Raw genomic sequence first — 13687 nt, 5'->3', positions numbered from 1 at the left:
CTTTCATGAAATTCACCCACTCTCCAGGATTGCTTTTTATCCGTCTTGGGTCTGGGTCAGGCGACCCAGCGCGTCATAGGCGTACTTGGCCAGCGCCGTCGAGCCTGTGCCGTTCTTCAGCTCGGTGATCGAACCGACGGGATCATAGCCATAGCCCAGCGACAGGCCACCGGCGGCCGGGTCATGCACCGCCTGCGGGCAATAATCCAGATCCAGCGGACGCTGCAGCTGGCGGCCGTTGCCATATGTCCAGCCAGTGGCCGGACCGAAGGCCGCGTAGGTCACGTTGTTCCCCACGAACTGGCGCGCCTGGCCGGGCCGGGTCAGGCCGATCTGGCTGATGCGGCCCTGGGTATCGCGCACGTAGTCGGCCACGCTGCCACCCGGGTAGGTCAGCGCGGCCAGGCGGCCCGCCTTGCTGTAGGCATAGCGCAGCGTGCTGGCAACGCCGTTGACGGTCTGCACCTTGCGGGTGACCTGGCCGAAGCGGTCGTGGCAGTAGTGGGTGCAGCCATTGGCGTGCAGCACCTGCCCCAGACGCCCCTTGGCGAAGCCGCTTGTCTGCGGCCCAGGCAGCGGGTGCTACGTCACAGCTATAGCCCATATCCGGAGGATTCGACAGGCAAGCGCATCGCAGCTGTGGAAGGCGATCACGACACGGGCGCGCTGGCCTAAAGCCCTCACACTCGCTCCCGCGACCGACGACCTCGCAAGATCTATGACTCCTTCGCTTGCCGGAGACGGAGCAGGCCGACAGACCCGATTTTCCACATGGCAAAAGCTATGCAAAGAGAGAAAGCGACAAACGCCAAGCCCGTAAATCCATAGTCTCGGCCTCCATCAGCAAGATCAATCAGCACAAAAGCAAGGATTACTATATTCACGGCAGCTGCAAGGCAAGCAACTAGCCTGAGTGCCCAGAAGAACATGATGTAGTAAGCCCGAAGGAATCGATTGTATTTATTCATCTCAAGGACACCCGCACCCATTTCCAGTCGGCGTAGCTATCTGCCCAGAAACTGTGTAACCAGATCCCGACATGACGCCAAACCCAACTCCAGGCAGCGGAGGAACAGAAAGGGATCCACCACCCACCTTATCTCTTCCCATATCGTCCAGTGAGAACAGGCGACGAAACCACGCCCAATTATCACCGTCCTTATTGCCCTTCATAAGATTATCTGAACCTTGAATGGAGCCGCCAATCGATGGCCCCCAACCGCCCGCCATTTCAGAGTATCGATAGACGCCCCAAGATTTCTTTGGCAGCGGCCCTGAGCTCTTCGAAGCATTGGCTGACGTCCCTGCGCCAAGATACGCCCCACCGCCCGCGGGTCGCTGACGCGGGTGGCGAGGATCACGCTACGAATCTGATCTTCGGAGGAGTACTCCTGCCCTGAGTGGATGTAGACCCAGTCGGTAGTAACGATCTTCTCGGGTCTCACCCGGTAGTCGTAGATGACCTTCTTTCCAAGGACGCGTTGGCGTTTGACATGCCAATCGAAGGGTTTGTCCTTTTCGTACTGGGAAAAGAGCGACTTGATGTCCTTCTGCACCGCCGCTTCGGTGGCTCGCGGCTGGCCCATCGACAGGTAGCTCTCCCACTTCTTCTGCACCTCCTGCGCCTGCGCAGCCCAAGGAGCCAAGCTCCCTAGCGCGATCATCGCCAGTGCGGCACACGAAATGGTCTTCAGTCGTTCCAACATCCCTGTTCTCCTTCCTGGACGAACGCAGCACCGGCAGGAACGAGAACGTGGGGCTAATGCCTCGCCACGTCATGCTTCGGATCGTCCCTGGTCCGGAATGCGGCCTGACCGCATGGAGGACGTTATCTCCGATGTGGTTTACACATTCAAGTCAGAAACTGTGGAGTGGGTCGGATTTCAGAGTTTTCTGATAAAGCGAGCGGCCGACCGCACAAGCAGCCGGGCGTGGGCTCGGCTCTACAAGGCGAATGCCCACAGAAACAGAAACGCCGGGCATGGCCCGGCGTTTCCATCACAGCAGGGAAGGGATAAACCTCAGTACTTCCCGTCGAACGCGAAGATCGGCTTGCGCGTCTTCCACGCACCAGCAGTAAAGTCCGGGAACTCCAGCGTCTGGAAGCCGTTGGCGATCGACTGCTCGCTCAACGGGGTAATCGCACTCCAGGTCACCGCGTCGTAGATGTCGATCGGCATCGGTGCCTTGGCCTTCAGCGCTTCCACAAATGCATGGATGACGAACCAGTCCATGCCACCATGGCCGGCACTGGCGGCAGTGTCGGCATTCTGTTTCCACAGCGGGTGCTCGTACTCGTCCTGGTACTTCTTGAACTCTTCCCACTGGTGCGGCGGGCTGCGGCCTTCGATGTGGATCGAATGGTTCACATCCATCCACAGGCCCTTGGTGCCTTGCACACGGAAACCCATTGAATACGGGCGCGGCAGCGAGGTGTCGTGCTGCAGCAGGATGGTCTCGCCGTTCTCGCAGGCCAGCGTGGTGGTCACGATGTCGCCGAGCTTGAACTTCACCTTGGTGCTGGGGTGGGTGGTGCCGCCACTCTTGGCCACGGTGTATTCGTGCAGGCCGCGTGCCTTGGTCGCGAAGGCGTTGATGTGGGTGAAGCGGTTGCCACGGTTGATGCCGGTGTACATCGCGCACGGGCCGATGCCGTGACTGGGATACAGCTCGCCGTTGCGCTCCACCGAATGCTCGGTGCGCCAGCGTGCTTCGCTCCAGCCCTTGGGACCGAACTCCACGCCGCTGTCGTAGGGCTGGTTGGGATCGCCGGAATTGAACTTCACGCCGCGCAGGTCGTGCTGGTAGCCGGCCTGCAGATGCACCAGTTCGCCGAACAGCCCCTGGCGCACCATCTGCAACGCCGCCATCACGTCGCGACGGTAGCAGACGTTCTCCAGCAGCATGTACGGGGTGCCGGTGCTCAGCTGGGTCTTCAGCACGTCCCAGTGGTCCTGCAGGGTGATGCCGGCCACCACTTCGCAGCCGACGGCCACGCCGGCCTGCATCGCGGCTATCGACATCGGTGCGTGGTATTCCCACGGCGTGGCGATGATCACGCCATCGATGCCCTTCTGTTCCAGCAGGCGCTTCCACGCGTTGGTGTCGCGGTCCTGGCCATAGGTCTTCGGCGCGGGCTTGCCGGCCTTCGCCACCATCTCTGTGGCACGGCCCAGCATGATCGGCTCGATGTCGCACAGGGCAACCACTTCGACGTCGTCGCGACGCACCAGCTCCTTCAGCAGCACCAGCCCGCGCATGCCGGTGCCGATCATGGCCAGACGCACCTTGCGTCCGCGTGCCCAGGCGGGGGTCTGCGGCAGCAGGCTGCTGGCGGCAACAGCGGCACTGGCCGCGATGAATTCCCTACGCTTCATGGCAAACATCTCTCCTCTTGGCAGCGTGCCGGCCGCAGCCGGCACGCCAGGTCACGCAAACGGAATTACTTGAACCGGTAGCCGATGGTCACACTGTAACCACGACCGAAGATGGTTGCGTAGTCACTGGAGTCACCCAGGAAGCTGTTCGGATCGTAGAACGGCAGGCGGTTGAACAGGTTCTTGACGGTGAAGCTCAGGTTCCACGCATCGTCCGGGCGCCAGGTGACGCTCATGTTGGCGGTCCACCACGACGGTGCACCATCGCACTTGCTCTTCTGCAGGGCCAGGTAGCCGCCGGTGCAGGTTTCCTTGTTGTTGCTCTCTTCGTCGACCTGGTCGGTGGCCCACTTGGTGCCGCCGACATAGTTGACGAACATGCTGGTGGTCACCTGCTTGTAGGTCCAGTCGGCATTGAGCGTGGCACGCAGGCGCGGGTTGTTGTAGTAGCCCACCACATCGCCGTAGTACCAGCCGTTCTCGGCATCCATGTAGAAGCGGTTGCGGTTGGCGATGGTGGCGGCCAGGCCGATGTTCAGGTTGCCCCAGTCACCCAGCGAGAAGCGGCTGCGCGCGTCGATGTCGAAGCCGTCGATCAGGGTCTTGCCGCGGTTCTTGTACTGGCCCACCACGCTGGCCACGTTGCCGGCGGAGTAGCCCGGCAGGGTGGCCGGGCAGCTCACACCGCTGGCCGGATCGGCGCACATCGCCGCCAGCTGCGCCAGGTTGGCGCGGTCACTGTCGGTGATCGGCGAGCGCGACATCGAGATGATGTCTTCCATGCGGCGATAGTCCGGCGCGACGATTTCGTTGTTGCGGTAGATGAACCAGTAGTCGGCCGACACCGACAGCCAGCTGGCCGGCTCGTAGACAAAGCCGAGGGTGGCGATCTTCGCCTTCTCCGGCTTCAGGTCCTTGTTCGGCTGGGTCATGCGCGCCACGGTGCGGCTGCAATCGACGTTCAGCAGGCTCTTGCCCAGATCGACATCGCCCGGCCGCTGCGACTTCAGCAGCAGGTTGGCGATGGCGTTGGTCTCGCCGCAGCGCAGTTCGTCACGGAAGCCACCGAGCTGGGCGAACACGCCGCCGTTGCCGGACTCGGCCAGGCTCGGTGCGCGGAAGCCGGTGGAATAGGTGCCGCGCAGCATCAGCTGATCGAACGCCTGGTACTTGAAGCCTATCTTCGGCGCGATGTTGGCGCTGAAGTTCGGGTACTTGTCCACGCGCACCGCCGCATCCAGTTCCAGCTTGTCGGTGATCGGCGCCACGGTCTCGGCGAACAGCGCGTAGGTGTTGCGCTTGCCGTCGAACCACGAGCCGCCCTGCTGGGTGATCAGGCCATTGGCCGCATCGGCGTTGCCCGGGGTGTAGAAGGTCTCACGGCTGGCGTTGAAACCGAACGCGGCGCGCATCTCGCCGGCTGGCAGCTGGAACAGCGGTCCTTCGATCTTGCCGTCCAGGGTATGCAGGCGGGTCCACGACTGGATGTCGAAGGTCGGGAACGCTTCACGGATCAGCGCGGCGTTGGCGTCGCTGATCTCGCCGAACTTGTAAGCCGGGTGATCGGAGATGATCACCCGACCGGTGCCCGGATCGATCGTGTATGGGCCGAAGGCCTTCTCGAAGCCCTTGGTGTTGACGTTGATCGTCTGGTAGGTGGTGGAGTGGGTACCCGCGCTGGCGAATGCGGTTTCCCAGTTCCAGTCGCCCCGGTTGCCACGCGCACCGGCCAGCACGCGGTAGCTCTTGTCGGTGTTGCGCTGGCCGAAGTAGTTCGGACCGGCATCCTGCAGCAGGTAGTTCAGGCCAACCACCCCGCCCATCATGGCCTTCAACTGCGGACTGGCATGGTTGTATTCGTTGTTGGGGCCCAGGAACGGGTACAGGAACTGGTTGACGGTGTTGCCGGTGTTGCGCGAGAACCAGCTGGTCGGGTTGCCGGTCGTGGTGCCATAGGTGCGCGGCGTGCCGCCGTTGGCGCGCAGGTCGATGTCGGTATAGGTCGCCTCGGCGAAGATCTCGGTGTTGTCACCGACCAGGAAGGTGCCGTTGAGGTAGGCGGTGTTGCGCTCGGACTTGGCGCCCGCATCGATCTCGTTGTTCATCCAGGTTTCCCAGACGCAACGCGGGCCGGCCGCTTCACTGGTCAGCACGTTCCTGCAGCCCGGCGCAGCTTCCTGCACGCGGCGGCCGGTGACCGGATCGAAGGCGAAGTAGGTGCCCGGGTTGAACTCGCCCGGCTTGCTGCCCACGCCCAGGCGCAGGTTGTTGAGGTAGTTCGGGTTGTTGACGTAGTACTGGTCCGGACGCTTGTCGTAGAAATCGCTCAGCGGAATCGCGTCGCGACGGTACATGTTGACCGCGCCATAGATATTGAAGCGGTTCTCGGCCAGGTCACCGAAGCCGGCGGTGATGCTGGCCTGGCGCTCACCGTAGGAATCGATGCGCGAGGAGGTGTCGTTGGTGAAGCTGACCTCGGCACCCTGGAAGTTGCGCTTGGTGATCACGTTGATCACGCCGGCCACCGCGTCGGTGCCGTACACGGCCGACGCGCCGTCGGTCAGCACTTCCATGCGCTCGATGGCCGCCGCCGGGATCGCATCGATGTTGACGAACTGGGTCTGGAACCCGGCCGGTGCACCGTAGTACGACAGGCGGCGACCGTTCAGCAGCACCAGCGTGCCCTGGGCACCGAGGCCACGCAGATTGGCCTGCGAGGCACCGTCGGAACCGGTGAACAGCGAGCGCGCGTCCTGCTGCGCCGGGCGGGCGGCCGGCAGGTTGTCGAGCACCTGCAGCAGCGTGCGCGCACCCATGTTCTGGATGTCCTGCTTGCTGATCACCTGCACCGGCGAGGCGGTTTCAACGTCGGTGCGGCGGATGTTGGAGCCGGTGACCTCGATGCGGGCCAGGTCGGTGGCGTTGTCCTTGCTCTCCTGGGCGAAGGCAGGAGCGGCAAGCGAGAACAGCGCGCCGGCAATGGCCAGCGTCAGCGGAGCGATCGGGCGGCAGGGGGGGCGGTGGTGGCGGGCGGGCAACATCGGGGTTCTCTCCTGGCAAGGGTGCGGCGCAACTGAGTGAGCGCGTGGGCGTTCGGCGGGCAAAACGCTCCCGGGCCACGGCCATGAGGGCCGTAGTCGGGATGGGGCGGGGGAGGAGCGGTGTTACGTGGGGGTCATGGGGCGACGATGCTGGCGGAGTCGCCCTCCTGGCCGATCAGTACGGCGTTGGCCCAGTTGGCACAGACCTGGGCGGGTTGGCTGCCCTGCGCACCCAGCGTGCGCAGGCTCAGGGTGGAAAGGCCACGGATGTCCAGCTCCGGCTTGACCACGCCGGGCGCCTTCACCAGGCCGCTGTCGTACAGCAGGCGGTTGTCGCCCCATACCTGGAACTGCAGGCCGCCGGCGTTGCGGCAGGCGTCGTCGATGCCGAGGTCGGCACGCAGCAGGTGCCAGCCGCCCTGCAGGCGCAGGTCGATGCGGCTGTTGGCGCCGACCCCCAGGCCACGGCGGAACTGCAGGCCGTTCATGCGCATGCCGGCGTCGCCACGGAAGGACTGGTCGGTACGCAGCTGGCTGGCCAGCGCGGCCGGCACCGGCAGCTCGGAGAGATAGCGCTGCCGGGCCGGTCGCTCCGGTTCCTGGTGTTCGAGAATGTGGAAGGTGGACAGGGCGATCGGGCCGACATCGCGCGGCTGCAGTGCATCGAACGCGCGGGCGCTGCCCTGTGCGGCGGTGACCATCGGGTCGGTGCTGCTGGCGCCGTCGCCTTCGGGGTTCTGCACGCTCAGCACGCGGAAGCGCAGCAGGCGGCCGGCGTGGGCCGGGAAGTCGATGCGCTGCACGCCTTCCTTCAACTGCAGGCGGCCACGGGCGATCGGCTCGCCCCACTCACCGTTGCTGTCGCCCAGGTAGACCTCATAGTCACGTACCTGCCCGTGCTTCCAGTTCTTGTCATTGCGTGGCGCGATGTCGATGCCATCGATCATCTTCCGCTCGCCGAAGCCGATCACCCACTCGTGGGCGCCGGTGCGCACGGCCTGGTTGCGCACGCTGCGGAACCAGGTGGCCGGATCGTCGTCGAAAGCATTTTCCAACGCATGGCCAGGCTCTTCGGCCGGGCGGTTGACCACCAGCAGGCTGTCGGCCGGCAGTTCGCGGCCCAGCACCGGTGCGGCCGGATAGGCATCATCGGTGGCTGCGGCAGCGACTGCGAAGTCCAGCTGCAGCTGCAGTGGCTGGCGGATATCCTGGGTGGCAGTGCGCACATGCACGGTGCCGCGGCGGTCCTTGGCATCGAAGTACCAGCCCTCGTTGGCGCTGTTGAAGGCGGCAGCATCGGCCAGCGCCGGCAGCGCGCGGCCACCGGCCTGCACCGCACGTGGTGCCTGCCGGCTGAGTACGCGCAGGCCGTAGCGGCGCTGCGCCAGCTGGCCGTTGTACTGGCCCTGCACGGCGTCGATCTGCACCTGCACCGGGCCACTGCCCTGCGCCGGCGCCTGCACGCGGATTACCTGCGTGCTCGACTCGCCCTGCTGGTAGCGGCGCGTGTTGCCATCGTCTTCGTACAACGTGTACTGCGAGTCGCCCTGCGGGTACAGGTCGAAGGTCACTTCATCGAGCGGTTTTTCGCCATCGAACAGCATCGACGGGTACATCGGCAGGATCGCACCGGCACGCACGAACACCGGCAGCGTGGCCAGGTCCACCTGGCGGTCGAGCTGGCGGCCATCGGCGGCGGCCTGCACGCGACGGCCATCCCAGTAGTCGATCCAGCCGCCGGCCGGCAGGTGGATGTCGCGGCGCCAGCCACGGCTGGCGGCCTGGCTGCGGTACACCGGCGCCACCAGCAGGTCGCGGCCGAGCAGGAACTGGTACTTGTAGGTTTCATCCTGCGCATGCGGATCGCGCGGGTTGTCCCACATAAGGCCACGCACCGGCGGTGCACCGGTCTGCGCGGCCTCGTGCACCAGCCCATACATGTATGGCGTCAGGCGCATCTTCAACTTCAGGTAGTCGCGGTTGATGCTGCGGTAGGGCTCGTCGTACCACCACGGGTGCTTGCGCGCGTTCGACGACCAGCCGCTCATGCCCATCAGCACCGGCGTGAACGCCTTCCACTGCAGGTCGCGGGTGAAGGTCTCGGCGCTTCCGCCGAAGATCGCATCCACATCGCCGCTGGCGTAGGCCATGCCGGACAGGCCCGAACCGACCAGGGTCGGCACGTGCCAGCGGATGTAATCCCAGCTGCTGCTCTGGTCGCCGGTCCATGCCACCGCGTAGCGCTGGATGCCGGCCCAGCCCATCACCGTCCACAGGAACGGGCGCGAATCGGAATTGTCGAGGATGCCGTTGAATGCCTGGCGGTTGGCGTCCATCGCGAACTGGTAGCCCTTGCCGGTCCAGGCCACGTCCAGCTTCTGCACGCGGCTGCCGGCCTTGCCCACTTCCCACGCGATCTTGTCGACGCCGTTCTCGGTCCACAGGCCGGTGCGGAAGCCATAGCCGGCCAGCCCCTTCACCGTTTCCGGCAGCTGCTTGTAGCCGCAGCCGTAGCCATCGTTGGGCAGAATCCAGCCACCGGGCATGTCGTGGGCGCGGTACTGCTTGGCCACGCTGTCGATCACATCGGGCGTGGTGCCGGTCGGGCCGTCGCTCCAGCCTTCGGGCACGGTGCCGGGCTTCCTGCTGTTGTCGCCGTCGTTGTAGCAATCGGCATCGCCGTAGGACAGCGCCCAGCGCGCGACCATGTTGGGGCGGCCGGTCAGCTGGGTGTAGCGTTCGATCAGCTTGGGCAGGTCGGCGCCCACGAAGTAGTACGCATCGAAGCGGTCTTCGCGATGCAGCAGCGTGGCCTGGTCGCTCTGGCGCAGGTCGTAGCTGCCATCGCTCCATGTATTGCGCAGCATGCCCCAGCCGCGGCTGCTCAGCAGCATCGGCGCCGGGCTCGGCCGATCACCTTCTTCCCAGCCACCGGAATAGGACACCTCCAGCTCGCGGCCCTTGAACTGGTAACGGCCGTTCTGCTGGCCACCACCGAAGTAGCCCTCATCGGCCTGCGAGGACAGCACCTGCACGCTCTGCGTGGCATCCAGGTCCAGCGGTTGCAGTTCCTGCCACAGCGCGGTGGGCTGGCCATTGTCCAGCCGTTCCAGGCGCAGGCGCAGCGGCTGCCGCTGTACATGCAGTACCAGTGCCTCGGTACGCACGCGGATTTCCTGTGCGTCTTCTTCCAGCTGCGCCTGCACGCTCGCCTTGGGCTGCGGCAGCACGATCGGCGCGGCCTTGTCGCCGGCGCCGGTCAACGTGCCGTTGCGGCCGGCCTGCACGCGGATGATGTCGGTCGCCGGCAGTTCAATGCGGATGCGCGCGCCCTTGTCGGTCTGCAGGTCCCAGCCCTGCACGCCGTCGCGGCTGGCGCTGGCGCTGACCGTACGCAGGTTGCCGACCGGCTCGGCGCGGGCCGTCATGGACGCCAGCATCAAGGCCGGCACCAGGGCCAGCATCAGCGGCGAGCGACGAACGCAGTTTTCCACGCGGACTCCCAACCCGTTCACCGGGCGTTTCGAAAGCGATTGGGCCGACTCTAGGGCAGCGATTCGAAAGATGTCAACAAATTGAAAGGAAAAAGGAAGATATATTCCGTTGAAACGAAAGTTGTTGCGCCGCAATACTTTGTGTAAGCGCTTGCAGGTGCCTGTTAAGCATTGTGCGATACGGAATTCCGTCGGTCCTTTCGTTTTTCCCGGCATCGCGGGCAAGGCAAAGCCACCCACCTTTTTTCTTTCTTTTTACTTTCGATGTTTGACATTTCGAAAGAAAACGCAGATGGTGCGCTGGCCCAACTGGAACCTCCGAATGGACGTCACCCTGCTTTCCGATGTGTCCGCCTGGCAGCGCCTTGGCGGAGCCGATACCGCTACCGAAATCGCCCAGCAGCCTGCGCTGTGGGACGCCCTGGCACAGGACCTGTCGCGTGCCCGCGACCGCCTGCAGGCCTTCCTCGGCGACAGCCTCAACGATCCCAACCAGCGCGTGCTGTTCACCGGCGCCGGCAGCTCCGGCTTCATCGCCGAAATGGTGGCCGACGCGATCAACGCGCAATGGCCCGCCGAGGTGCGCGTGGTGCACACCACCAGTCTGCTGACCCACCCGGCGCTGTACCTGCAGCGCGACCGTCCGACCCTGCTGGTCTCGTTCGGCCGCAGTGGCTCCAGCCCGGAGAGCGTGGCGGCGGTGGACCGCGTGCGCAGCGACGTGGATGACGCGCGCTTCCTCGACATCACCTGCAACGCCGATGGCGAGCTGGCCCGCCGTGGCGCCGGCCGTGCCGACACCTGCACCCTGCTGATGCCGTCGGCCAGCTGCGACCGCGCCTTCGCCATGACCAGCAGCCTGACCTGCATGCTGCTGGCCGCGCTGACCGTGTTCGATCGTTCGCCGTGGGATGCGCGCGTGACGCGCCTGAAGCAGATCGCCGCGCTGGCCCGCGAAGGCCTGGCGCAGTGGGATGCACCGGTGGCGACACTGACGCAGCGCCCGTTCAACCGCATCATCTACCTCGGCAGCGGCCCGCTGGAAGCACTGGCACGCGAGTGCGCGCTGAAGGTGCTGGAGCTCACCGCTGGCCGCGTGCTGGCGCTGGCCAACACACCCCTGGGCTTCCGTCATGGCCCGAAGTCGACGCTGGATGGCAACACCCTGGTGGTGGTGCTGCGCAGCGTGCAGCCGCTGGCGCGCCGCTACGAACAGGACCTGCTGGAAGAACTGCGCCGCGACGGCGTGGCCGGCCAGGTGCTGGCGATCGGTCCGCATTCGGACATCGGCGCCGACGACGAATACACCCTCACCGTGCCGGCACTGGACGATCCGTGGCTGGCACCGGTGTGGCTGGGCTTTGCGCAGCTGTTCGCACTACAGCGCTCGGCCGCGCTGGGCCTGACCCCGGACAACCCGTTCCCGGACGGCACCGTCAACCGCGTCGTCAAGGGCGTCACCATCCACCATGGCTGAGCTGATCGCCCACGCCTGCTACGGCATCGACATCGGCGGCACCAAGATCGAGCTGGTGGCGTGCGATGTGGCGATGCAGGTTACCTGGCGCCGCCGCGTGGCCACCCCACAGGGTGACTACGACGGTTTCCTGCAGGCAGTCGTGGCGCTGGTCGCCGAGGCCGATGCCGCACTGGGCCGCAGTGATGCGGCGATCGGCATCGCCCTGCCCGGCGTGCGCGACCGCCGCAGCGGCCGCCAGCTCAGCGCGAACGTGCCTGCGTTGACCGGCCACAGCGTGGCCGCGGACCTGCAGGCGCGGCTGCAACGCCCGCTGCATTTCGGCAACGACCTGCAGTGTTTTGCCCTGTCTGAAGCACACGGCGGTGCCGCCGACGGCTACCCCAGCATGTTCGGCGCCATCCTCGGCACCGGTGCTGGCGGTGGTTTCTGCGTGCAGGGCCGCCTGCTGACCGGTTTCAACGGGCTGGCCGGCGAATGGGGCCACTGGAGCGTGCCCGGTCATCTGCTGCAGCGCCACGGCCTGCCGCTGATCGACTGCGCCTGCGGCCTGCAGGGCTGCGTGGAGCGTTATGTGTCCGGCAGTGGCGTGGCGATGATCGAGCGCCACCTTGGTGGCAGCGCCGCCGACGCCAGCGCGGTGATCGCCCTGGCCGAAGCCGGTGATGCCCGCGCGCGCAAGGCGCTGGACATCCATCGCGACCTGCTCGGCCACAGCCTGGCCGCGCTGGTGCTGGCGCTGGACCCGCACGTGATCGTGCTCGGCGGCGGCCTTTCGCAGTACGCGCCGCTGTACCAGCACCTGCCCGCCGCCATCGCCGCCCACCTGTTCAAGGGTGTGCAGGTGCCACCAATCGTGCCGCCACGCTTCGGCGATGCCGGTGGCGCACGTGGTGCCGCCCTGCTCGCCTGCCAACCCTCGTTTTCCTGATGTCCGGAGCCTGACCATGTCCCCGTTGCAGACCCTGCTTGCTTCCCACCGCGCCGGTGCCAATGTCGGCCTGTACAGCGTCTGCTGCAGCAACGAGCAGGTGCTGCGCGCGGCCATGCACGTGGCACAGGCACATGGCACCGTGCTGCTGGTCGAGGCCACCTCCAACCAGGTCGACCAGTTCGGCGGCTACACCGGCATGACCCCGCCGCAGTACCGCGATTACGTCGGCACCCTGGCCGATGAGGAAGGCTTCCCACGCGAACGGCTGATCCTGGGCGGCGACCATCTCGGCCCGAATGCCTGGCAGAAGCGCCCGGCGGCCGAAGCGATGACCCACGCGCGCGTGCTGATCGAAGCCTACGTCGCCGCCGGTTTCCACAAGATCCACCTCGACTGCAGCATGTCCTGCGCCGATGACCCGGTGCCGCTGCCCGATGCCATCGTCGCTGCGCGTTCGGCCGAGCTTGCCGAGATCGCCGAACGCACCGCCGCCGAACACGGCCTGCCGCCGCCGGTCTACGTGATCGGTACCGAGGTGCCGATTCCCGGTGGCGAAGCCTCGCTGGCCGAAGGCCTGCAGGTGACCACGCCGGCTGCCGCCGCGCAGACCCTGGCCATCCACCAGCAGGCGTTCGACACGCCACAGCTGCGCGATGCGTGGCAGCGCGTGATCGCGATGGTGGTGCAGCCGGGCGTGGACTTCGACCACAGCAGCGTGCATGAGTACAACCCGGACGCCGCCCATGCGCTGGCCGACTTCCTCGAGCGGCAGCCGCGCATCGTGTTCGAAGCGCATTCCACCGACTACCAGCGCGAAAGCGGCCTGCATGCGCTGGTACGCGACCACTTCGCCATCCTCAAGGTCGGCCCGGCGGCCACCTTCGCCTACCGCGAGGCGCTGTTCGCGCTGGCCGCGATCGAGGCCGAACTGCTGCCGGCCGCACAGTGCTCGCACCTGCCGCAGGTGCTGGACGAGGTGATGGTGGCGCAGCCGAAGTACTGGCAGTCCTACTACCAGGGCGATGCCGCCGCGCTGCGCCTGCTGCGCCGTTATTCCTTCAGCGACCGCTGCCGCTACTACTGGGGCGAGCCGGCGCTGGTACAGGCGGTGCAGACCCTGTTCGCCAACCTGGAGCAGCATGCGCCGCCGCTGGTGCTGCTCAGCCAGTACCTGCCGGAGCAGTACCGCGCCGTGCGCGAAGGCAGCCTGGCCGACACCCCCACCGCGCTGGTGCAGCACCGCATCGGCCTGTGCCTGGGTGAGTACGCCCGTGCCTGCAGCGCCAACCAGGCCGGACCCCGCACGCAGAACGCAGGTTCGGCTGCCGGCGTTCCTGCGAACGGCTAATCTCTACCTTTTCCCG

7 protein-coding genes and 1 pseudogene are annotated in these 13687 nt (G+C 65.9%); 3 read left to right on the top strand and 5 right to left on the bottom strand.

Annotation, left to right across the window (positions count from 1 at the left end; translation table 11 throughout):
* Positions 1-39: 39 nt before the first annotated feature.
* The 5 genes and pseudogenes from VG561_RS13420 to VG561_RS13400 form a co-directional block, all read right to left on the bottom strand.
* Positions 40-607: pseudogene (locus VG561_RS13420) on the bottom strand (RHS repeat protein); the annotation flags it as partial.
* A gap of 562 nt (positions 608-1169) precedes the next feature.
* Positions 1170-1706: a hypothetical protein gene (locus tag VG561_RS13415; protein ID WP_239508259.1), complete on the bottom strand. Its 537-nt coding sequence runs from the start codon at positions 1704-1706 to the stop codon at positions 1170-1172.
* A gap of 315 nt (positions 1707-2021) precedes the next feature.
* Entirely contained in the window at positions 2022-3377 is a 1356-nt protein-coding gene (locus tag VG561_RS13410) for a Gfo/Idh/MocA family protein (RefSeq protein ID WP_169411271.1), read from the bottom strand.
* 65 nt (positions 3378-3442) lie between these two features.
* Positions 3443-6418 (bottom strand): TonB-dependent receptor, encoded by a 2976-nt coding sequence (locus VG561_RS13405; RefSeq protein ID WP_423179676.1) that lies wholly within the window; start codon positions 6416-6418, stop codon positions 3443-3445.
* A gap of 134 nt (positions 6419-6552) precedes the next feature.
* A complete protein-coding gene (locus VG561_RS13400; RefSeq protein WP_169412616.1) occupies positions 6553-9912 on the bottom strand; it encodes a TIM-barrel domain-containing protein in 3360 nt (1119 codons plus the stop codon).
* Positions 9913-10234: 322 nt separating this feature from the next.
* Here VG561_RS13400 and VG561_RS13395 point away from each other — a divergent pair, with 322 nt between their 5' ends.
* From VG561_RS13395 to VG561_RS13385, 3 genes are read left to right on the top strand one after another with little or no spacing between them, the layout of a single operon-like run.
* Positions 10235-11389 carry an SIS domain-containing protein gene (locus VG561_RS13395; RefSeq protein ID WP_423179675.1) on the top strand — a complete coding sequence of 385 codons (1155 nt, stop codon included), beginning with the start codon at positions 10235-10237 and terminating at the stop codon, positions 11387-11389.
* Positions 11382-12320 (top strand): ROK family protein, encoded by a 939-nt coding sequence (locus VG561_RS13390; protein WP_046433033.1) that lies wholly within the window; start codon positions 11382-11384, stop codon positions 12318-12320. Before VG561_RS13395 ends, VG561_RS13390 begins: the two co-directional genes overlap by 8 nt.
* Positions 12321-12336: 16 nt before the next feature.
* Complete coding sequence (locus tag VG561_RS13385) at positions 12337-13671, top strand: D-tagatose-bisphosphate aldolase, class II, non-catalytic subunit (protein WP_423179674.1); 1335 nt, start codon at positions 12337-12339, stop codon at positions 13669-13671.
* Positions 13672-13687: the final 16 nt, after the last annotated feature.

The organism is Stenotrophomonas sp. CASM110 (assembly GCF_049384345.1).
Classification (GTDB): Bacteria; Pseudomonadota; Gammaproteobacteria; order Xanthomonadales; family Xanthomonadaceae; genus Stenotrophomonas; species Stenotrophomonas muris.
Note: the sequence above shows the minus strand (reverse complement) of the source record. Positions and strands in the feature narration are given on the sequence as shown.

Coding starts and splice junctions, on each gene's coding strand:
- VG561_RS13415 (WP_239508259.1), bottom strand. CDS start 1,706: ATGTTGGAACGACTGAAGACCATTTCGTGTGCCGCACTGGCGATGATC.
- VG561_RS13410 (WP_169411271.1), bottom strand. CDS start 3,377: ATGAAGCGTAGGGAATTCATCGCGGCCAGTGCCGCTGTTGCCGCCAGC.
- VG561_RS13405 (WP_423179676.1), bottom strand. CDS start 6,418: ATGTTGCCCGCCCGCCACCACCGCCCCCCCTGCCGCCCGATCGCTCCG.
- VG561_RS13395 (WP_423179675.1), top strand. CDS start 10,235: ATGGACGTCACCCTGCTTTCCGATGTGTCCGCCTGGCAGCGCCTTGGC.
- VG561_RS13390 (WP_046433033.1), top strand. CDS start 11,382: ATGGCTGAGCTGATCGCCCACGCCTGCTACGGCATCGACATCGGCGGC.
- VG561_RS13385 (WP_423179674.1), top strand. CDS start 12,337: ATGTCCCCGTTGCAGACCCTGCTTGCTTCCCACCGCGCCGGTGCCAAT.